Raw genomic sequence first — 22,522 nt, 5'->3', positions numbered from 1 at the left:
TTAAAGCAAACCACAGCGGCGTTTACTGCGTTCTTCCGCTTCCTGGTACAACTGAAACTCATCAAATACCGGACACCCCAGCGCCAGTTCAAAAGCCTCCCGGCTGGCATTACCGTGACTGCGCATTTGCGTTTCATTACCCAGATTCGACTGGAAGATCCCCGCAGCACTAACCGGCAGGAAATCCTCATAGGTAATAGGTTGCGCCACTACCCAACCACGTTCGATCAAAGGTTGTGGATCGTCTCCGGGATGGATCGCCTGACGATGCGCCTCACCCGATGGCGTCAGGCGATAGCGAAACCATGCCAATCCCTGCTGGCGCATCAGAAATTCACTGTCCGGGAAGGCGCTGAAGGTTTCCTGCAAATGCAGTTGGTGAGTGAGATTATCCTGTCCGATTCCGGCGTTACGCAGAAGCTCATCATACAGTTGCCGTCCTTTCGGCGTTAATGCCACACCACGTTGCTCTATCTCACCAAAGCGTGCGGTATGTGTTCCCTGCTTTTGCCCTGCAAACAACACTGTCTCTTCCAGCGCCTTAAAACTGGTCTGGCGCAGTAAAATCGGCACCTCGCGGCGCGGCGGCCCTTCGATCAGAATTTTGGGTTCAATACCGCATTCGGGCATCATCGACTGCACCCGGTCAATGTCGAGCGTGCGTGGCGTCAGGTGGTTAATATGGCAGCCAGGAAAACAGACCACATCAGCAATCAGTCGATGTTCGTTGTGCAACGCGCGATAGGTTTCTTCATCTACTGTTGCTGACTGATGCCAGCGAAACGTCTCCAGGACTTCCTGCACAAACTCCCGCGCCTGAGCTTTGCTAAAGCCGCCCTCCCGATCATATACATCTAACAGTTGCCGACAACGCGGGGTAAAGATATCGCGCTGATGTAAAATCTCCGCCGCCTTCTGGCGCAAGGTTTCGTTTTCGATGAGCTCAAGGCGAAGTAATGAGGTAAAAACCCGGAAAGGATTACGCGCCAGCGAGGCATCATCGATAGGACGAAATGCTGTGGAATGTACCGGCACGCCCGCCTGCGAGAGATCGTAATAACTGACCGGATACATCCCCATAATGGCAAATATCCGCCGTAGAGTGGCAAGCTCTTGTGCGGTGCCGACGCGAATCGCCCCATGACGTTCAACGTTAAGTCGCGCCAGTTCGTCCGCATTTACCATTTTTTCATGCAATTGGGGATTGTTTTCCAGCACAGACAGATTGACGTCAGCCACCAGTTCCAGCAGTGTACCGTACTGTGGAACTTCTTGCTGATACATGGCTGACATAGCCTGCGAAAACTGTTCCCGAATCTCATCCGCCGTGATGCTGTTCGCCATAATCTCTGCCTCCAGTGGTCAGTAATCTGGAGTGTAGGTAACCACATTTACTCTGGTGGGAAGAATTTACAAACTGTGATCTCCCCACGAAATCAGTAAAACCACGCCTGAAAACGTAACAAAATTGCTTTATATGTTAATAATATTTTGCAATCAAGTTATCATAATCAAACAACTTCACTTGTCAGCGGCACCGCTTCGTTTTTAACATCGCTTATGGAAAAAAATAGTCTGTTTAGTCAGCGCATCCGTTTGCGCCACCTTCATACTTTCGTAGCTGTCGCACAACAAGGAACTTTGGGGCGCGCGGCTGAAACCCTTAATTTGAGTCAACCTGCGCTCTCTAAGACATTGAATGAACTTGAACAATTGACAGGCACCCGCTTATTTGACCGTGGACGTCAGGGCGCGCAGCTCACCTTACCTGGCGAGCAATTTTTAACCCATGCAGTCAGAGTGCTTGACGCCATCAACACCGCAGGTCAGGCGCTTAATCGTAAAGAAGGGCTTAACAATGATGTTGTAAGGGTTGGTGCGTTACCCACTGCTGCACTGGGGATCTTGCCTTCCGTTATTGGTCAGTTTCATCAGCAACAAAAAGAGACCACTCTGCAAGTTGCCACCATGAGTAACACCATGATTCTGGCAGGCTTAAAAACGGGAGAAATTGATATCGGTGTTGGCCGGATGTCAGATCCTGAACTGATGACCGGGCTTAATTACGAATTGCTGTTTCTCGAATCGCTGAAACTGGTTGTCCGGCCTAATCACCCGCTTCTTCAGGAAAACGTGACGCTAAGCCGGGTACTGGAATGGCCGGTTGTCGTATCGCCGGAAGGCACTGCGCCCCGCCAACATTCAGATGCGTTAGTACAAAGCCAGGGCTGCAAAATTCCTTCGGGTTGTATTGAAACGCTTTCAGCATCGCTTTCGCGTCAGCTTACGGTTGAATATGACTATGTGTGGTTTGTCCCTTCTGGCGCAGTAAAAGACGACCTGCGTCATGCCTCGCTGGTGGCGCTGCCTGTTCCTGGACATGGCGCAGGCGAACCGATTGGAATACTGACCCGCGTAGATGCAACGCTCTCTTCCGGCTGTCAGCTAATGATTAACGCAATTCGGAAATCAATGCCATTCTGAAAGGTGAAGGGATCTTGCGATCCCTTCTTTGACATTATCACGCCGTTGCCAAACTAACCGAGTTGCCTGCCCCTCGTTGATCCACAGGTAACGATTGTTTCTTCAGGCGGAATACATCCACAGCCTCAGTTAATCGTGTCGCCTGCTCTTCAAGCGACACCGCCGCTGCATCCACAATGGCACTCATCGTTTTACCTGCTGTTGCCACTTCATCAGCCCCTTGTCCAATCAACTCAACTGATTCGCTGATTAAGCCTTCAATTTCTTTCGCTGCCTGGGCGCTGCGACTGGCAAATGTACGCACTTCGCTGGCAACAACCGCAAATCCGCGACCTTGCTCACCAGCTCGCGCGGCTTCAACGGCGGCATTGAGCGCCAGAATATTTGTCTGGAAAGCAATACTGTTGATCACGGCGGTGATTTCGGAAATTTTTTTCGAGCTACTGGAGATATCGCCCATCGTTTTCACCACGCCGGAAACTGTCTTCCCGCCATCGCTGGCTTTAACGGAAGCCTCTTGTGCCAGACGGCTCGCGTGGTGTGCATTATCCGCATTCTGTTTCACCGTCGCGGTGAGTTGCTCCATGCTGGCAGCGGTTTGTTCAATCGCCGCCGCCTGTTCTTCAGTGCGTGAAGAAAGGTCAGCATTGCCAGCGGAAATTTCGCTGGTGCCGCGATAAATCTCCTCCGCCCCCTGGCGTACCGTCCCGACGGTCATCACCAGCGAATGCTGCATTTTCTGTAGATGGCGGCTCAAACGTCCAATTTCACTGCGCCCCGTCGGTTCGTCGTTCATTGTCAGATCGCCACTGGCGATTTGTTCAATACGGTGCGCGGCATGTTGCAGAGGTCGAATCACAATCCGACGCAAAACAATGAAGGTCATCAGCGTCATGACCAGGGCAAGCATAAACGCACCTATCATAAACATCACACCCAGTCGAGTGCGCTGATGCGCCTGCTCCGCCAGGTGGTTCGCTCTGGCGCTACGTATTTCAACGGCTTTGTTTAATATATGGGTATAAGTATTATCCAGCGTTCGGATATGCTCACTTTCATGATTAATAATCGCTTCAAACATGCCATTTTTGGCATATTTCAGCATAGGCTGGAGGCCAGTTATATAAGCCTGAAAACGTTGATTTAATTCAGCGTTCAGAGCTTCATCTGCAGCCGTTTTCACCTGGCGATTCTGGTAAGTACGATAACCTTGCTGCGATTGTTTAATCTGCAATTCCGCTTGTGCGATATTTCGCTTCATCTCTTCCATTTCTGCGATACGGCTCGCCGCCCCGGCCTGAATCATATTGATCCGGGCTGAACGCAGATAATCAGAGCTATTTGCCAGACCGGTGCGAGTCTGGATCTCCGCAGTAGCGTCACGCTGATCGCGGTCAGCCTGCCAGAGAAAATACCCAGCCAGAGCTGAACTCAGGGCAAAAAGAAGTAATATGCCGCCCAGAATAAAGGCAAATAACGGAACTAACCTGATGTGATGTAAAAAACCTAAGCGGTGTGAGGGTGTTGTATGCATGGCCGTTGTCTCTCTTCCAGATTTACTCCCGAGAGAGAATCATCGGCAATCGGTGGTAATTACTTACGACCAAAAACGTTTTCACTTCACATTTTTACAACATGTTATGCGTTAAGAGATCATCGGGCGCCGCAATGAATAAACTGGCGAATAAGAATGCTTTGTGAGGTGTATTGCGTGAAATTCTGGAAAGCGTTACGCAATTCCGTAAAGTGATTATTTCCCTGCTAAGAGAAACTGCATAGGATGATCGCGGGTGCCTGAGACTTTCTGTTTTCAGGCTAACCGGGAATCAGAAAGACGAAGGCCCCGACCGATATTTCTATCAACCGAGGCCGACGAATGAACCCAACAATTCAGATGTTAGCCTCTTACCCGCCATCCGGCAAGGAGAAAGGCTATGAAGCGCAACCCTCTGGTGGTGTGTCTGCTCATTATTTGTTTCACAATACTGGCATTCACACTTCTGACCCGACAAACGCTCTACGAACTGCGGTTCCGGGACGGTAATAAGCGCGGGGAGTTTTCCCCGCGCATCTGGCTGGCAGGTTCATTTTCTCATGGCACCCCTTTTTTCCTTTCAGTTAGTACATGTCTTTTTCGATGCGCTGATAGATCCATCGTTACAAACAAATTTGCCACCAGCAGTACAGTGGGATATCCCACCTTTCGAACCAGAACACGGCTTGCGCCCGGCATCGGCATAAAACGAAACAAGCATTCCCACAAACAAGATAAGTGCAATTTTTTTCATATAACCTCCATTGTTTACCAAATTTTATGTTCGGTATAAAAGTTATACGCTTGGTGGATTTGATTTCACTTAGAGAGATCAAAAATTGAGGAAATTGGATTTCAATCTTAACTGAAAGATAAATTGGTTAAATATAATCCAGATAAACACATAAAGGCTAATTATGGTTTTATTTGTCATACAAATAAATATAATAGATGCTTCCGATGTAGACCCGTATTCTTCGCCTGTACCACGGGTCTGGTTTAGTACAGGCGCTTTCTTTTATTGTCGTCAGGAACGCTTACGCGGCATCATGCGCAGAAGCGTGTTGTCCTTCCAGAAATAGTGGTGTGCCAATGCAGCAGCAGCATGTAGCCCGATAACGAAATATCCCAAATTTGCCAGCGTTTCATGCCACGACTTTAAAATATCCACCAGATCGAAATTTGGCTCTGATGTGTAAGGCATCGTTACACCGAACGCAAACCAGGGATTGCCACGGTTATACATCATCACGATACCAATCAGTGGCAACGCGATAAACAGCAGGTAAATGACCAGATGCCCAAGATGCGCAAGCCCCGTCATCATCGGTTTCGGTTTAGGCACAATTGGCGGGGTTGGGTATTTCAGTCTTAGCACAAGACGAAGCACCATTAGTACGAGAATCGAAATGCCGCAGGAAACATGGATCATGTTGATGAGCGGCCGATCGGCTCGCGGGAAAAAGCCACGAAACTCCATTGCGCAATACGCTGCAATAACCAGCAAAAAGACCAGCCAGTGAATGCCAATTTGTAACCTTGAATATTTCTTTTCCATAACATTTCCCGCTTTAAAACAATTTTCCGTTAACATAACCAGCTTTTCTTAAAATTTCATTAAATATTGTTCGCCCTTTTTCAGTACGTTACGTTTCGCTGCACGAATGTAGATTGCTCATCCCGCCATCCTGGTCTAAGCCTGGAAAGGATCAATTTTCACCCAAGAGTTCCTTACAGGAGAAAACCATGAGTAAAGTTGGCATTAACGGTTTTGGTCGTATCGGTCGACTGGTGTTGCGTCGATTACTTGAGGTCAAAAGCAACATAGACGTTGTCGCTATTAATGATCTCACATCACCGAAAATTCTCGCCTATCTGCTGAAACACGATTCAAACTACGGCCCGTTCCCCTGGAGCGTTGATTTCACAGAAGACTCACTTATCGTCGATGGGAAAAGCATTGCGGTTTACGCCGAAAAAGAGGCGAAAAATATTCCGTGGAAAGCGAAAGGCGCAGAAATCATTGTCGAATGTACAGGCTTTTATACCTCTGCAGAAAAATCACAGGCGCATCTGGATGCTGGCGCCAGGAAGGTACTGATTTCCGCCCCTGCCGGTGAGATGAAAACTATCGTTTATAACGTCAATGACGACACTCTGGATGGCAACGACACCATTGTTTCCGTGGCGTCATGCACCACCAACTGTCTTGCGCCGATGGCCAAAGCCTTGCACGACAGTTTCGGAATAGAAGTCGGCACGATGACGACTATTCATGCCTATACCGGCACCCAGTCACTGGTGGATGGTCCGCGTGGTAAAGATCTACGCGCTTCACGTGCGGCGGCAGAAAATATCATTCCCCACACCACTGGCGCGGCAAAAGCCATTGGCCTGGTGATCCCGGAACTGAGCGGCAAACTGAAAGGCCATGCGCAGCGTGTACCCGTGAAAACAGGTTCGGTCACCGAACTGGTGTCTATTCTCGGGAAAAAAGTCACTGCCGAAGAGGTAAACAACGCGCTTAAAAAAGCGACAAACAATAACGAGTCATTTGGTTATACCGATGAAGAAATAGTCTCTTCCGATATCATTGGTAGCCATTTCGGTTCGGTGTTTGATGCCACGCAAACGGAGATTACCGCCGTGGGCGATTTACAACTGGTGAAAACAGTCGCCTGGTACGATAACGAATATGGGTTTGTTACCCAGCTTATTCGCACTCTCGAAAAATTCGCCAAACTCTGACAGATACAGGCGGAGAAAAATGCCTCCGCCTGTTTTACACATTATGACTGTAAATAGACTACCTGGGTTTGAAGGTATTCATGCAAGCCATGTTTACCGGTCACTAGAGCAGGCGACATTTTGTGGGCAATAAGGAAGAACGGGAAGTTCCACGGCAGAATACCGGTGGTCACGCCAAGAGCACGTTTAAACAGAATAATATGATCGCTTTGAATAATTTTTCCCTCATAACGCCACGCCCACTTCGATTTCAGCCAATTGCTGGCTCTTGCCCCCTTACTCGACAATCAGCGTACTGATTTCTCTGGCGCGTTCGCGGTATTGAAGTTTAACCCGTTAAAACAATCAGATTGATGCTCAAAAGGATCTCAAGAAGATCCTTTTGAGTTTTCTAATCGTTATGCCCTACCAGTTACCATATGGATAGTGCTTTCCCTTGATAAAATCGCGGATAAAGGGGGCGTAACCGTTAGCCTTGATGTAACTGAAATCAATCTGGTTGGGAACGTTTTTGCATATCAGCATATCATCCCCCGTCAGGGTAAACTGTCTGGCTGGTTGCTGGAGTACGGATGGGTTCCCGTTATCCTCAAGCCAGACCCGTACAGTACCGCCTGGAGCAAGACCAACAGCCATTCGCTTCCGGTAGTAAGGTTTACCTGGATGATACGGATCAGGATATGCCGTAGCCATCTGCTGCCACGTCTCCCGGCTGAACCAGATCTCCGTTTCATACGCTTTCTTGTCGATAACCGAGTCCCAGCACACCGTCATTCGTACCGGCAGTGCTTTTCCCCGGTTAAAATACCCGCCATACCCCCCTATCAAATCATGCCAGCGCCCGACACTCAGATCACTGATGTCTATAGGATCTAACCGACGGAAGATACTTTCCCGAATATCCCCGTCCTCCAGGTACACCATCGTCACCCGTGCAGGCAGATTTTTCGGGTATATAAAACTAAAATTCCAGTTATCGTAAGGCAGCTTCTTTCCCCACTGCTCCACGCCGTCTCCCAGCAGCGTCTTCACGCCTGCCCGGCGGTCATGGCAGCCTGAAAGCAGAATGCCCCCCAGCACGGCCACCATCAACGGTAATCGTCTCATCCCTTCCTCCTCAGAACAGTCCGTCCAGCACGTCCACGTTCGCCCGCGCCCGGTCTTCCCACTGCTGCTGGTCATCCATCCTCCACACCGTCCGCACCCACCCTTTGCCCGGAGCCATCGGCCACACGAACGAGCGGTCGTCAGTCGGCGCATAGTGGTTTCGCAGAAAAACCTCTCCCGAGGACGGACTCACCCACAGGCTCAGGTCCGAATCGATGTTCCAGTTCGCCGAACAGTGCAGATAACGCCCGATGGTTCGCATCTCCTCCGCCGTGAAGCCCTCCGGCTCTGCGCCGCGCCGGATCGCACGCCCCTGGGCTGTTGCTTTGTCACACAAGGGAAGCAATTCTGATGGCAGCGCCAGCTCTTTGTTACTGCTGAGTATCGGTTCAAACATAACCCCGGCGTCCTGTGCCGCATCGAGCATCACCCGCATACACACCTTTTCCCAGTCGTTCGGCACCGCCCTGCGCGTCATAAACACCGCCGCGCCGGCTTTCTTCTCAAAAATAAAAGCCCGAGCCTTGTCAAGGTTAACCAGCGGCCACGAAATCATTTTTGTCTCCACCTTACCGTGTGGCATCAGGTACTTCAGCGCCGGCAGTGAAAACAGCGCCTCACGCATCTTCTCCGCCTGACGGTATACCGCAGTCTGCGTCTCGTCCGCGCTCTCCGGTATCACGTCAAAGTCCGGCATCGTCAGCAGGGAAATCTCATCCTCGCCCGCGTTGTAGCCCCCGCCAATGTCCGAATGCGCCCCCGGCAGTGCCAGCTCCGGCCACATCCCCACGATGCTGTTCAGACTGAAGTTATAACGGCACTCGTGCATTGCGCTTATCTGAAACACCTTCTGCGCCACAGAAGGACGCAGCTCAAGGTTGACACCAGGATTACTGCGTCCGTTAATATCATAGAAATTCAGCAGACTCCCGATGGCTGCCACTGTGTCAAACAGCCCCAGAAAGCGCACCTCTCCCGCAGGTTTTCCATGGTATCTGGACATATCCAGCCCGTTCTCTATTGCAGCTACTATCGCCGTATCCTGGTTCATAACCCGGTTGGCAAAGTGCCGTGCCGCTGCCGCACCGCGACTGAACCCGAACACATCAAACTGCACCTTCGCGATCGCCACTTTATCGCGGTTACGACTGCTAAATATATTCAGTGCAGAAGCTATTTCCTCAAGAGCTTCATCGGTCTTAGTTACCACTCCCTCAAACTGCCGGATAAGGCTGCTGCCCAGCCCCATCCCCAGCAACGAGTCGCTTTTCCCATCTGCCGTCCCGATGCCGCTGACGTAGGCTTTCACCTGCGCCTCCATCTCATCTTCACCAAGGGCAGTATCAGATTTGTAAAGGTCATTGAGCCGGGAAATATTGGTGATGCCGCCCTGCCAGCTGGCGTTGCCTGCCCCCTCTCTGGCGTGTTCTTCATACTTCGCGCACGCCCTGGCTCGTTCCTCACCGACCAAACCGGCGCAGTGGGCATACGCCAGCCGCAGATCGTCTGCGTTTGCCCGGTTATTCCCAGTACCATCAAAGAACACCCCCACCGTCAGCGTGATCCCTCTGACCGGCACCCGCCGGCACCGGATGACTTTTCCACTGCATAAAACATCGGTGTAGTGCGTGTTCTCCCCGGTAGTTTCATACCGGTGATAGCCGGTATTACCCGGCTCAGTATTCTCGCCTGCTGCCATAAAAAATCCATTTTGTCTGAAAGGTTAAATCAGGCACATCATACTCCCCCCTTCAGTTCTTAAATAAAATCAACGCTCTATCTTCTGCACAAGATGCAGTTGCCATATTCAAATGTATGAATTCCTGGTTGTTCACTGACAGCAACGGAGCCACTGATATGCTCTGTCGCCCGGATTTAACGGGAGGATACAAGGTGCGGAGCCTGCCGTCCCTGAAGCGGAAGAGATACCGGAGTGCATCCGATCTGCTGAGCAATAGCATTCACAACAACTGAAGGTGTATTCAGGATAATGGCCCTGTATTGGTCATTCCAGCTAGCAGGGAAAGCTCGTCAGTAAGCAAACGCGACTCGTCCCGGTCAAAAAAGTCTGTTCCTGTGTAAACATCAATCATCGTAGATGACGGCATCGTGGAAAAACGATTCTGTGAAGGGCTTCATAAAAACAAGTGTGAAAGGAATAAAAGGCAGAAGTAAAAGTAAAGAGTCATGCCCGTTTGCCAACGGTATTTCACAAACGGGCAATTTTTAACGTAGTGAACGACTTTCCATCGCTTCAATAAGCACAGCGTCGTGTTTCAGCGTCTGCCAGGCCTGGGTGACTTCAGCGGGAAAGTCAACGTGAACGATAAAATCGCGCCCGCGTGGCCCATAGCCATCGCTATCATCGCGTAAACGCGGCAGCTCGCCAGTGAGTAGTGATAGATAACGCTCAACTGGCCATAATCCTTCCAGTGGATTAGCAAATGCAACACTGTCTGCGTCATTCACTAATTGTGGTATAAATCCCGGATAACTTAACCAGCGTGGTGCATCGGGGTTGTCCCCGGTCATACGGCGGAACGTCGCCATCGTGCGCCGCTGCATGGTGGGGTCTTGAACAACGATAGCCGTATGAACTCGTTCTACGGCCTGATTCAATAGCGCGATGCTAAAGCGTGCGTTTTCACCGCAGTTTGTTGACTGGTCTTCAATCCAGATTTTTTCATGCGGAATATGCCAGAACTGATGAGCGATATCCGCCAGGATGGTAGCTTCTGCTCTGCCAGTGGTGCGGATAGTGTTGTAATGCGGATGTTGTGCGATGGCACTGTATAAAAACGTTGTCGAGTGACCGATACCACCGCTGATCAGTAAAGGAATTTGCTGATCTCGGGCAATCTTGCAAGCGGCGTCGATAGTAGGGATAACCGCATTACCTGCAAGGATCACGCAATCAGCCTGATACGGAGCAGCACCGGAGAAATCATCCTGCGCCAGCCATCGACCGATAACGTTTATGGCATCTATGGTTGCCGGCGAAAGCGTCGGAAACGGGGTAATGTTCATGGTTCCTCCTTATCGTTCCCTTAAGAATACTGCGTGAGATAATAGTGAGAAGCGGAGCACTCTGAAAGGAGGAAGTCGTATTTCGTTAACCGCCTCTGCGCAAACATGGTATATGTTTTACAGAAAAGCTGTAGATAAACATTATTCATCTTGCAGCAGAGAATTGTATTTTTCTGAACTCCTGAATTTTGCCCTTACCGTTTTTAGAATTAATATAAAACCCGGCGCTAAATGCTTACCGGGTTTTAGATTTATCAACCAGATTGCAGCGTTATCCGCTAATCTGCTCCATCGCCTGCAAAATACGCTTGTCAGAAATAGGATAAAGCGTACCAAGTTGTTGAGCGAAGTAACTGACGCGCAACTCCTCTATCATCCAGCGAATCTCTTTCACGTCTTCATCCTCACGACGTGCTGGCGGCAGTTTGTTGATCCACTGCTGCCACGCCTGCTGGACGTTTTCGACTTTCAGCATCTGAGCACGGTCACGATGCGGGTCAACCGCCAGTTTTTCCAGTCGTTTTTCAATCGCCTGCAAATAACGCAGCGTGTCACCCAGACGTTTGAAACCGTTACCGGTGACAAAACCGCGATATACCAGCCCGCCCATCTGCGCTTTGATATCTGAAAGTCCCAGCGCCATCGTCATATCAACGCGCCCTTTCAGGCGTTTATTGATATTGAACACCGCTGTGAGGATTTGCTCGACCTGCTTCGCAATATCCACCACCGTATCGTTCAGTTCGGCACGCACTTTTTCATGCAGCGCAGCAAAGCCTTCTTCCGTCCAGACAGGGCCACCGTTGGCATCGATCAATTTATCCACACCGCAGGAGATACAGTCGTCGATCAGATCCAGCACTTTGCCATACGGGTTAAAGTACAGCCCTAACTTGGCTTTGTTTGGTAACTTTTCATGCAAGTACTTGATCGGCGATGGAATATTCAGCAGTAGCAAACGGCGAAGACCGTTCCACATCGCTTGCTTCTGTTCCAGCGGATTATCAAACAGTTTGATCGCTACGCTGTCGCGTTCATCCACCAACGCTGGCCACGCCTTCACTTTGTAGTTGCCGCGCTTCTGCTCGTAGCTTTCCGGCAGTTGCCCAAAGCTCCAGATATGCAGTCCGCTCTGCTCGATACCGTCATCCGCCACCGCAGACAGCGTTTCCTGCACTTTGCCTTTCAGCGCGTCTTTCAGATCTTGTAGCGAGCGCCCTTCTTTTAGCTTCTTGTTTTTGTCATCCACCACGCGGAAGGTGATTTTCAGGTGATCGGGCACCTGATCCCAGTGCCAGTCCTCGCGGTCAACGGTAACGCCGGTCATCCGCCGCAGCTCGCGCTCAAGGCTGTCGAGCAACGGCAGCTCCAGTGGCGTGACGCGGCCTAAGAACGCTTCGGCGTAGTTTGGCGCGGGTACAAAATTACGCCGTACCGGTTTCGGCAACGATTTAATCAGAGCAATCACCAGTTCGCGGCGCAGACCGGGGATCTGCCACTCAAAACCGCTCTCTTCCACCTGGTTAAGTAACGGCAGCGGAATATGTACCGTCACGCCGTCCGCATCCGCCCCCGGCTCAAACTGATAACTTAAACGCAGCTTGAGATTGCCCTGATGCCAGAAGTTTGGATAATCCAGCTTGCTGATTTTTTCCGCACCTTCTTTGATCAACATGCTCTTTTCAAAGTTCAGCAAATCAGGCGTTTCGCGGCTGACTTTTTTCCACCAGCTGTCGAAGTGACGTGCGGAGATCACATCGTGGCTGATGCGCTGGTCGTAAAACTCAAACAACGTTTCGTCGTCCACCAGAATATCGCGCCGACGTGATTTGTGTTCCAGCTCTTCTACTTCCGCCCGCAGTTTCAGGTTTTCGCCGAAGAATACGTGCCGCGTCTGCCAGTCACCTTCCACCAGCGCGTGGCGAATAAAGAGTTCACGACATAATGCCGGATCAATCTGGCTGTAGTTGACCTTGCGCGCGGCAACAATCGGCAAACCATAAACAGTGACTTTTTCCGTTGCCATCACCGCGCCCTGCGCCCGTTCCCAGTGTGGTTCGCTGTAGGTGCGTTTAATCAAATGCTGAGCGACGGGTTCCACCCATTCTGGATCGATGCGTGCCGCAATACGCCCCCACAGACGGCTGGTTTCTACCAGTTCCGCCACCATTACCCATTTCGGTGGCTTTTTGAATAAACCAGAACCGGGGAAGATGGAGAAACGCGCGTTACGTGCGCCGGTATATTCCTGTTTATCGGCATCTTTCATGCCGATATGCGAAAGCAAACCGGTCAGTAAGGCGATATGAATTTCGCGATACTCCGCCGGTTCGCTGTTAACCGGAATGCCAAGTTCTTTTACTACCTGGCGCAACTGGGTGTAGATATCCTGCCATTCGCGCACCCGCAGATAGTTGAGATAATCGGTACGACACAGGCGACGGAAGGCGTTAGAAGAAAGCGCCTTTTGCTGCTCGCCAAGATAATTCCACAGATTTACAAACGCGAGGAAGTCGGACTCTTTATCGTGGAAACGACGATGTTTCTCATCCGATGCCTGCTGTTTGTCCATTGGTCGCTCACGCGGATCCTGAATGGAGAGCGCGGACGTGATAATCATCGCCTCACGCACGCAGCCATGTTTTTGCGCTTCCAGCACCATACGCGCCAGACGTGGGTCGACAGGCAACTGCGAGAGCTGACGACCGAGCGGCGTCAGTTTATAGGCGCTGGCCTGTTCATCAGTGGTGATCGCGCCCAGCTCTTCGAGCAGACGCACGCCATCCTGGATATTGCGTTTATCCGGTGCTTCGACAAACGGGAACGCGGCGATATCGCCCAGCCCCAGCGCGGTCATCTGCAAAATAACCGAGGCCAGGTTGGTACGCAGAATTTCCGGGTCGGTAAACTCCGGGCGCGAGAGAAAATCGTCTTCGGAATAGAGACGAATACAGATCCCTTCTGACACACGTCCGCAGCGACCTTTACGCTGATTAGCAGAAGCCTGCGAAATCGGCTCAATCGGCAAACGCTGCACTTTCGTGCGATAGCTATAGCGGCTGATACGCGCCGTACCGGGGTCGATAACGTATTTAATACCCGGTACGGTCAGCGACGTTTCCGCGACGTTGGTCGCCAGCACAATGCGCCGTCCGCTGTGCGACTGGAAGACGCGGTTTTGTTCGCTGTTAGATAGTCGTGCGTAAAGCGGCAAGATTTCGGTATGACGCAGATTCAGCTTGTTCAGCGCATCGGCGGTATCGCGAATTTCCCGCTCGCCGCTCATAAAGATCAGGATATCACCAGGGCTTTCCTGGCTTAGCTCTTCTACGGCATCGAAAATGGCCTGCAACTGGTCTCGTTCGGTGTCATCCGCTTCTTCAACAATCGGGCGATAGCGCACTTCCACCGGATAAGTGCGACCGGAGACTTCGATGATCGGCGCATTATTAAAGTGGCGAGAGAAACGTTCAGGATCGATGGTCGCCGAGGTGATGATCACTTTCAGATCTGGACGACGCGGCAGCAACTCTTTCAGATAACCGAGCAGAAAATCAATGTTCAGGCTACGCTCGTGCGCTTCGTCGATGATGATAGTGTCATACTGCATCAGCAGGCGATCCTGCTGGATTTCCGCCAGCAAGATACCGTCAGTCATCAGTTTGACCATCGTATTGTCGCTTACGTGATCGCTAAAACGAACCTTATAACCGATACAACCACCGGGCTCGGTCTGCAACTCTTCAGCAATACGGTTCGCTACCGTTCGTGCCGCCAGGCGACGCGGCTGGGTATGGCCGATCAGCCCTTTAATCCCGCGCCCCAGCTCCATACAGATTTTCGGTAACTGGGTGGTTTTACCGGAACCCGTTTCACCGGCGACAATGACGACCTGGTGATCGCGAATCGCTTCGAGAATGTCCTGTTTTTTCTGACTAACCGGTAAATTTTCCGGATAAGTAATCTCCGGACGCGCCGCTTCACGCAGCAGGACTTTCCCTGCTGCCAGGTCAATCTCTTTTGCCATTTCCTGGAAAATAGCCTGTTGTGCATCAGGATTTTTAACCTTCTTCACACCATGCAGACGGCGGGAAAAGCGCATTCTGTCACGCAGCATTAGCGAATCCAGCCGCTGCTGCAAGGCATTAAAGGTCAATTTTTGTTGTTCTGTCATAACGTTAGAGGGCAGTAGTCTGCCTGGTTAATTTTCTTTTAAATGATAGATATAGAGTACCACATCGCGGTTTTTTATGCGTTGTTCAATAAATTCGAACATAGACTTCGATTTATTGCGCTATCTCTGTGGCAGGATTGTGAATAAAGTGTCAACAAGCAACGGGGCATCGCCCATTCAAACATCTATAAGGAAACACCATGAGCAAGGTATTAGTTCTTAAATCCAGCATCCTGGCAGGGTACTCTCAGTCTAATTTGTTGTCCGATTATTTTGTTGAACAATGGCGCGAAAAGCACACTGCTGATGAAATCACCGTGCGTGATCTGGCTGCAAATCCGATACCGGTGCTGGATGGCGAACTGGTTGGCGCTCTGCGTCCGAGCGATGCGCCGCTGACCCCGCGTCAGCAGGAAGCTCTGGCTCTTTCCGATGAGCTGATTGCCGAGCTGAAAGCCCATGACGTTATCGTAATTGCGGCACCGATGTACAACTTCAACATCTCGACTCAACTGAAAAACTATTTTGACCTGGTTGCGCGTGCAGGCGTTACTTTCCGCTACACCGAGAACGGTCCGGAAGGTCTGGTAACCGGTAAAAAAGCCATCGTGATTACCAGCCGTGGCGGTATCCATAAAGATGGGCCGACGGATCTGGTGACGCCGTATCTGTCTACATTCCTGGGCTTTATCGGTATTACCGATGTGAAATTCGTCTTTGCGGAAGGTATTGCCTACGGTCCGGAAATGGCGGCGAAAGCGCAGGCAGACGCCAAAGCAGCAATTGACGAAGTTGTTACAGCATAAGTTTTAAGAGGCCTCCTGCAACTGTGGGAGGCTTTTTATTGTTATCCCTGAACGACCTCTTGAGGAGGCTGTTTAGGGATAACAATAAAAAAACCGCAACCTGTATCAGCGTTGCGGTTTTTGTGTCGCAGATTAAAAATCAGAACGTTTTCTTAAAGTTCAGCATCACGCCTTTATCGCTGATGCCGTCCTCTTTCCAGTGGTAAGCGTCCAGATGCAGCGAACTTTCTTTGCTGCTGTACTTCACGCCAACGCTTGCCAGGCTATTGATACCGCCGCCCTTCTGCCCGTCGTCAACATTAAAGTACTGGCTGCCAGCTCCGGCAAGACTTGCTGTACGCTGGCTCTTCGCATAACTCAGGTTTGGGCCACCTTCCAGCGTCGCGTTCGCGCTCCAGCCGTCTTTACCTGCGTAGTCTAGTTTCAGGCCAACGATGCCGTCCACCGCCGTTTCGCTGCCGCTGTTCATATTCAGGTTAAAGTCACCGGCGTTGCGTTCCTGATAACCGCCTTCCAGCGTGTGGCGCAGTTTCACTCCGGCATACGGCGTTATTTTCAACCCTTCGCGTGGTTCAAAGGTTTTCGCCCCTTCGCTGCGGAACTCCAGGTACTGCTGTTTCACGTTGGTATCGGCTGTTTTACTGACGTCGCCGTAGGCTACGGCACGGCTGCTGTCGAGGTTATGAACATCATAACGCAGGGCGTTATTCCAGCTCATCCCGTTTTCGAACGCCATCTGGTGCTTCAGTCCAAAGAACTGGCTGTAGCCGCCGGTTACGCCGTTGTCCCCTGCCGAGTCAGAACCGTTACCATCCAGACGGGCGATCCCATACTCCAGGCTCAGGCTCTGGCTTTCACTCAGGTCGAGAGTTTTACGCAGCGCCAACATGTCATATTGCGTGTCGTTGCCCAGTTCCGCGCGCGGATCGCCTTTTGCCACCACGTTGAACGCCAGACCGTTGCCCACCTTCGGTGCGGCATCCGCCAGCATACTGAAGCGGTTGCTTAACACCCGTGCTTCACGGAATACGGTGGTCGCCTGACTGCCGCTGATTTGCTTAAGCGCACTGTTAAGATCCGCCGTGGTGCCTACGTTCAGACTGGTGTATAGCTCGTTATTGGTGTAACCCGCGTCCAGCGCCTGCGCAACATCATTCACCGAGGCATCGGTAGCCACATCGGTATAAGCGTTTTTGTTCATGGTGACGTCAACGTTACCACTGGCATCGGTGCTACCCTGCGCATTCCACACCACAGAGGTGGAGGTGATGGCATCAGCATCCGTCAGGTTACTGCCCTGCACCACGTTATCGAAGGTGACTGTAGTGTCTGCTGTGCCTGCGGCGAAGCCGGTGTTGATTTCCACGCCGCTCATGCTGGCATTGTTTACTTTCAGCTTACCGGCGCTGCCATCAGCGTTGGTTCCCACAACGTAGCCGTTGAGGCTGTTGGTGCCGCTCTCTTCGCCCGTTGTGTTATCAACAAACGATGTCACCGTGGTGTTCGGCACATCCGGCAACGTGTAATCGCCGTAATGGACTTCGGTGGAGTTACCGTTGTTACCGTTAATACCTTCCACGTTCACGCTGTCGCCCTGTTTGATCAGGCCTGACCCGGTTACGCCATCGGCGATCACTACCGTACCGTTGTTGACTACGTGGCCATTCGTCCCCAGCACACTGAACGCATAAGAATCATTGGCATAGATATTAATGGTGCCATTGTTCTCAATAACTGCGTCCGCCGTGGCATTGGCATCCAGTTGCATACCAATCAGGCCGGTATCGGTCGTGCCTTCCGTTCCCAGATTAATAATGCCCTTATTGACCAGTTGCGCGTTATTATTCCCTTCCATCGCCACGGTATTATTGCCGCTGATGTTCATGGTGCCGTCATTCTGCGCGACATAGTTGGTGTGCGTGAATTTCACGGCGCTGGCGTTATCATGATCGAAATTAATCTCGCCTTCACTCATGTTCCAGAAGAACGCGTCCGTAGCTGCGGCGTTACTGGCGCTGACAACGACTGATTTGGCGGTTGAATCCACTTTACCATTGTTAATAAAGCGCCCGTTCCCCCCCCAAATATTGACTGCGCCGTTGTGGGAGGAGTTCGTCAGTGACATATGCCCGGTGTTGTAGAGCGTGCCAGACTGGTTGATGTGAACGGCGTTTTTGTTGTTATCGAGAATAAATTCGCCGTGGTTGTTAAAAACGGCATTGTTATCGATTTCCAGCATCCCGGCATTACTGCCTTCGCTGCTGTTGCCCAGAATCCAGGTGCCGTCGTTATTCACCACTGCATTATTGGTTAATTTAGAACCATGTTTTACAATGCCGTCTTTTTGGTTATTGAAGATGCCGTTCTGCTGGTCGATGCGACTGGTGACGGTGCCGCTGTTGTTAAAGACGCCCGCTTTCTGCACCAGTTTATTAACCGTGCCAGAGTTGTTCACCTGCGAAGTATTTTTGCCAGCATACATTGTTACCTGGCCCGAAACCGTGCCATCGTTATTCAGCGTGCCGCCATCAACATCGATATTGCTAAGTGTACCCGCGTTATCGACCTCTCCGCCTTCGTTCAGTTTAATCTGGTTGTTGATATTTCCTGTTGCGGTATTTTCCAGTTCACCGTTCAGCACCGTCACCACTGGGCCAGAAATCGTACCGGAGTTGATGGCGCTGCCTGACGTGGTGTTAGTAATCACCACAGACTGAGCGAAATTCGTTGACTGCCCTTCGGTGCTGAGCGTGTCTCCCCCGGTGTAGACCAGGCTAACTGCCGGATCGGTCGGGTTATACTCACTGGAATTTTCACAAACGCCCAGCGTGCAAATGGTACCGTAATTAATAATGGTGCCTGAACCATCGGTATAAAAAGCCTGGCCGACATCGGTATTAATATTAATCACGCCGGTTTTGTCGTTAATCGCCACGCCACTGCCAATCGCGCCCATCGCAAATAACTGGTTATTTTGCTCTTTTGTGACGTATTCATCCGCCGTCAGATTGATAGTACCCTGGTTTACCGCTGTACCGCCGTTCAGCGCCAGCATACCAAAACCTTCATTGTTGACGTTGATAGTGCCTGTATTCAACCCGGTGGCATCAGCCCAACCAGCATCGGTCGACCCCACCAGCATACCGCCGCCCATCAGATACGGGGAATTCGTCTGCCAATAAGCTTCGCTGGCTATATCGCCATTTTCATCCAGAGTCGGGATAAAACTATCGACGTTAATTTCTCCGGCATTGATAGCCGTGCCTTTTGCTGAAGAAACGCCATAGGTTCCTGCGCCATGCAAATTAATCAGCGCGTTAGCTTCATTAGTGACCTGCCCATAATTATCCGCCATTAAGACAAAGGATACTCCACTATACCAGGGAAGGGGATAAATCGCTTCGCCATAACTTCCTTGTGGTGTAGTGACAGAAACTACGCTAATCGTACCACCAGCCGCATTTGTCGCATTTGATCCCTCTCCGCTAGAGTGAATCATCGCAACTTTTGAGTCGCTGGCCTGATTTTCTCCCGGCAACGCCGTTATGGTGCCAAAATTAGTGACAGATGCGCCTCCGCGAGCCTGCATTAATTCCTGCGAAGTAGTCGCATTAATGGTTCCATAGTTATCAATATGCGTTCCGGCATTATCTGCCATAAGAACGGCGTAGGGGAAAAAATATTGGATATTTATAAGATTACCGATAACGTCAATAACGGAATCACTGTTGAGCGTGACCGCTGCGCCACCTGAAGCGGCAACAAGTGTTACCTGACCACGTAACGTACTGGCATCCACATTGGAGTGACCACTGACGCTAACAGCATTCGCGCCAGAAACGTTAACACCCGTCACAATCTGCTCTGCGCTTATTCCAGAAACGTTGATACCGCCCTGAAGGTTAACCGTATTGCCTGTTCCGGTGACGTTGATCCCCCGCATATTGGCTTCTAGCGTGGTCATACCGTCATTGAGTGAGAAATTTATACTGCCGTTCAAATCAACGGTGTTATTTTCACCGCTAATATTCACCCCATCCAGCGCAGTCGGTACAATGGTCATATCAGCCCCCATATCCGATATCAGGTTGATATTCCCTTCCAGGGTGATACTGCTGTTGTTACCCACCATTTCAATACCCGTCGCGCCCTGAAATAATCCGGACTCGTCTTTTTCCTGGATAACGTTAATATCCCCCCGCAACTCGACCTGCTCGCGATCACCCGTAATAGCTACACCCGTACCATTTTTTGAGATATCGATTTCACCAACATTGGTAAACTGTACGTCATCGCCGTCTATCATGATGCCGTTCGAATTCTTGTCCACTACAGTGATTTTGCCTGTGTTGCTGATTTTCGCGCGATCGCCACTGACATCAATGCCGTGCGCCGCGCCGCTAACAAACAGGTCGCCGTTTTGAAGAACGCGAGCATCATCACCAGTCACCCTGGTTCCCACCGCGCTCAGCCCATCAACGGACATATCACCGGAAATTTCAAGATTGTTGCCGTTGCCAGATAAATTTACGCCCGTCGCATTTTCGCCCGTAATGCTCAGCTCATACGTTGTCAGCGTGATGCTGTTATCGTTGCCGTTTACTTCCAGACCCGTAGTGGCGTCGTTAACAGACATCTTGCCTGAAAGTGAAACACTGCCTTCGTTACCGGAAACTTTAATCCCTGTACCGCTATTGTTAGTGGTGATATCCCCCACGTTGACAAAGGTTGCATTATCGCCATCGATCAGTACACCGAATGGATTACCTTCGTGCCCCTTATCACCAACAGTAATATCACCAATGTTCATGAACGTGGCGTCACTGCCATCCAGCAATACGCCGATGGATTTATCATCCACCACGGTAATATTGCCTTTGTTACTGACAATGGTGCCATTCCCCGTAACGTCAATACCGTGTGCAGCGCCACTGACGTAAAGATCGCCTTCCTGCCTGATAAGCGCGTCATTACCAACAATTTTGGTCGCCGCCGAGTTTTCACCATCGACGGTCATATTCCCTTTATTATCGATAGCGGCATCGTCACCGTTAATCAGACTACCTGTACCGCCGTTGGTAAATATGGCGTCGCCCTGGGTATTAATCGTCGAGTTGTTGCCGTTAACAATAACGGCTGTACCGCCATCCACTTCGGTTTCGCCATTGTTATTGATGGTGATGTCATCACCAGTCAGGATACCCACCACGGAACCTTCGCCAATCGCAGTGGTTTTCCCGTCATTGTTCAGAACAATATTATCGCCTTCCACGGTCATTACCGTACCGCTATTCAGCGCAGTGTTGCCGCCCAGGTCGGTAATAATGGCGTCACTCACTTTGATATCGTTGCCTGTTGTTCCATCAACCACCACGCCGGCTTCTTTGGTGATGTGGATTTTGCCTTCGCCGTCGTAGCTCCAGATGATTCCGCCCACTTTGTTAACGCCTTCGAAGACTGCCGTGTTGCTGTCTTCATTTACTTTCCACTGCTTAACGATTGTCTGGCGACCATCTTTTGCCGTCAGGGTATAGCTGCCATCCGCATTCTCGGTGTAGGTAAAGGTAGCGTTACGGATCTGCACCGTTTTTTCAGCTTGATCCCAGGTAACGTTGTTGTTGTATTTGATCGGATCCGGTTTGTCATCCGGCGGTACTGGCGTGTCTCCGCCATCGTCCGGCGGTACTGGCGTGTCTCCGCCATCGTCCGGCGGTACTGGCGTGTCTCCGCCATCGTCCGGCGGTACTGGTGTGTCTCCGCCATCGTCCGGCGGTACTGGTGTGTCTCCGCCATCGTCTGGCGGTACTGGTGTGTCTCCGCCATCGTCCGGCGGTATTGGTGTGTCGTCACCATCGTCCGGCGGTACTGGTGTATCTCCGCCATCGTCTGGTGGTACTGGTGTGTCTCCGCCATCATCCGGTGGTACTGGCGTATTACCGCCATCGTCCGGCACCGGAGACGGATCGTCGTGATGATTATTATCATCGTGTAGGGCATAGACCGCGACACCAGTTACTACCGCCGCCAGCCCAGCGGCGGCCCAGGGTAAAACGGCACTGTCTTTAAGATCTCTACATTCTGCAGGTAAATGTTCAAGCTGTTCTTTATTTAATATTTGAATATTTGCCGGACATGATATTTTGCTGGATTTCCGTGTTTCGTCTGCTGACTCGGTTGTAGTGGTATCCGCAGCCCATGTCTGGCTACTTAACGCCATCGCAACACATACCGACAACAATTTTTTCCTTTGCATATATAACTCCTTAAAAAATAGTTCCCGCGTAACAAACTACGCAAAACGTAAAAACAGAAAGCACTAAATGCCTGCAACGAAACATTCATTAAATAATAGTTATGTTATTTGTATGGTGAATATTAAGGCGAAGCAGTTTAAAAACCACATCAGAGCATTTATTAAATTATATTCTGCGAGCAAGTCATTTCAAACAATAATTAAAAACAGGCGAGAAAAAGACATTAATAATCCATTTACATCATGAATAAATTATTGGCTCACATCCACACAAATGATGAATTGTAATTAACAGACGAGATAATAAGAGAATATATAAGCAGATCAGTTAATAAGACTTGCCTGGCTAAAAACACAAAGAATCATATAAACATATGTAATAAACATGT

General features: G+C 50.6%; 12 protein-coding genes and 2 pseudogenes. 4 read left to right on the top strand and 10 right to left on the bottom strand.

From position 1 onward, the window contains the following. Entirely contained in the window at positions 1-1,344 is a 1,344-nt protein-coding gene (locus tag A7098_RS13210) for a VOC family protein (RefSeq protein ID WP_000013827.1), read from the bottom strand. 216 nt (positions 1,345-1,560) lie between these two features. On the opposite strand from A7098_RS13210, the gene A7098_RS13205 reads away from it, so the two are divergent. Further along, positions 1,561-2,484: a LysR substrate-binding domain-containing protein gene (locus tag A7098_RS13205; RefSeq protein WP_000414570.1), complete on the top strand. Its 924-nt coding sequence runs from the start codon at positions 1,561-1,563 to the stop codon at positions 2,482-2,484. 37 nt (positions 2,485-2,521) lie between these two features. On the opposite strand, the gene A7098_RS13200 is transcribed toward A7098_RS13205, so the two are convergent. Continuing rightward, a complete protein-coding gene (locus A7098_RS13200; RefSeq protein ID WP_105280925.1) occupies positions 2,522-4,018 on the bottom strand; it encodes a methyl-accepting chemotaxis protein in 1,497 nt (498 codons plus the stop codon). 400 nt (positions 4,019-4,418) lie between these two features. Here A7098_RS13200 and A7098_RS13195 point away from each other — a divergent pair. Then, a pseudogene (locus A7098_RS13195) lies at positions 4,419-4,532 on the top strand (Hok/Gef family protein); the annotation flags it as partial. A 66-nt stretch (positions 4,533-4,598) separates the two neighbouring features. On the opposite strand, the gene A7098_RS13190 reads toward A7098_RS13195, so the two are convergent. Both A7098_RS13190 and cybB read right to left on the bottom strand, forming a co-directional pair. After that, positions 4,599-4,772 (bottom strand): hypothetical protein, encoded by a 174-nt coding sequence (locus A7098_RS13190; protein ID WP_000717309.1) that lies wholly within the window; start codon positions 4,770-4,772, stop codon positions 4,599-4,601. A gap of 273 nt (positions 4,773-5,045) precedes the next feature. Continuing rightward, on the bottom strand, positions 5,046-5,576 hold the full coding sequence (gene cybB / locus A7098_RS13185; protein ID WP_010347364.1) for a cytochrome b561: 531 nt from the start codon (positions 5,574-5,576) through the stop codon (positions 5,046-5,048). 188 nt (positions 5,577-5,764) lie between these two features. On the opposite strand from cybB, the gene gap reads away from it, so the two are divergent. Beyond that, complete coding sequence (gene gap / locus A7098_RS13180; protein ID WP_000048677.1) at positions 5,765-6,766, top strand: type I glyceraldehyde-3-phosphate dehydrogenase; 1,002 nt, start codon at positions 5,765-5,767, stop codon at positions 6,764-6,766. A 95-nt stretch (positions 6,767-6,861) separates the two neighbouring features. Here the strand turns inward: gap and A7098_RS13175 are convergent. From A7098_RS13175 to hrpA, 5 genes and pseudogenes are all read right to left on the bottom strand, one after another. Then, positions 6,862-7,084 (bottom strand): annotated as a pseudogene (locus A7098_RS13175) (aldehyde dehydrogenase family protein); the annotation flags it as partial. 87 nt (positions 7,085-7,171) lie between these two features. After that, positions 7,172-7,873, bottom strand: coding sequence for a DUF2931 family protein (locus tag A7098_RS13170; protein ID WP_105280924.1), 702 nt, complete (start codon positions 7,871-7,873; stop codon positions 7,172-7,174). A 10-nt stretch (positions 7,874-7,883) separates the two neighbouring features. Further along, the gene (locus tag A7098_RS13165; protein ID WP_105280923.1) at positions 7,884-9,572 is read right to left on the bottom strand and encodes a DUF2235 domain-containing protein; all 1,689 of its coding nucleotides are present in this window, start codon (positions 9,570-9,572) and stop codon (positions 7,884-7,886) included. A gap of 527 nt (positions 9,573-10,099) precedes the next feature. After that, on the bottom strand, positions 10,100-10,900 hold the full coding sequence (gene ydcF / locus A7098_RS13160) for a DUF218 domain-containing protein YdcF (RefSeq protein WP_105280922.1): 801 nt from the start codon (positions 10,898-10,900) through the stop codon (positions 10,100-10,102). 271 nt (positions 10,901-11,171) lie between these two features. Next, positions 11,172-15,074: an ATP-dependent RNA helicase HrpA gene (gene hrpA, locus A7098_RS13155; RefSeq protein WP_105280921.1), complete on the bottom strand. Its 3,903-nt coding sequence runs from the start codon at positions 15,072-15,074 to the stop codon at positions 11,172-11,174. Positions 15,075-15,274: 200 nt separating this feature from the next. Between hrpA and azoR the strand changes: the two genes are divergently transcribed. Beyond that, positions 15,275-15,880, top strand: coding sequence for an FMN-dependent NADH-azoreductase (gene azoR / locus A7098_RS13150; RefSeq protein WP_032225131.1), 606 nt, complete (start codon positions 15,275-15,277; stop codon positions 15,878-15,880). Between the two features lie 139 nt (positions 15,881-16,019). Here azoR and A7098_RS23960 read toward each other — a convergent pair whose 3' ends face one another. Further along, positions 16,020-22,133, bottom strand: a complete 6,114-nt coding sequence (locus tag A7098_RS23960; protein ID WP_198599195.1) for an autotransporter domain-containing protein — start codon at positions 22,131-22,133, stop codon at positions 16,020-16,022. Positions 22,134-22,522 lie beyond the last annotated feature (389 nt).

The sequence above is a fragment of the Escherichia sp. MOD1-EC7011 genome, assembly GCF_002965005.1.
GTDB classification, from domain to species: domain Bacteria; phylum Pseudomonadota; class Gammaproteobacteria; order Enterobacterales; family Enterobacteriaceae; genus Escherichia; species Escherichia ruysiae.
This window is presented reverse-complemented; position numbering and strand designations above follow the sequence as displayed.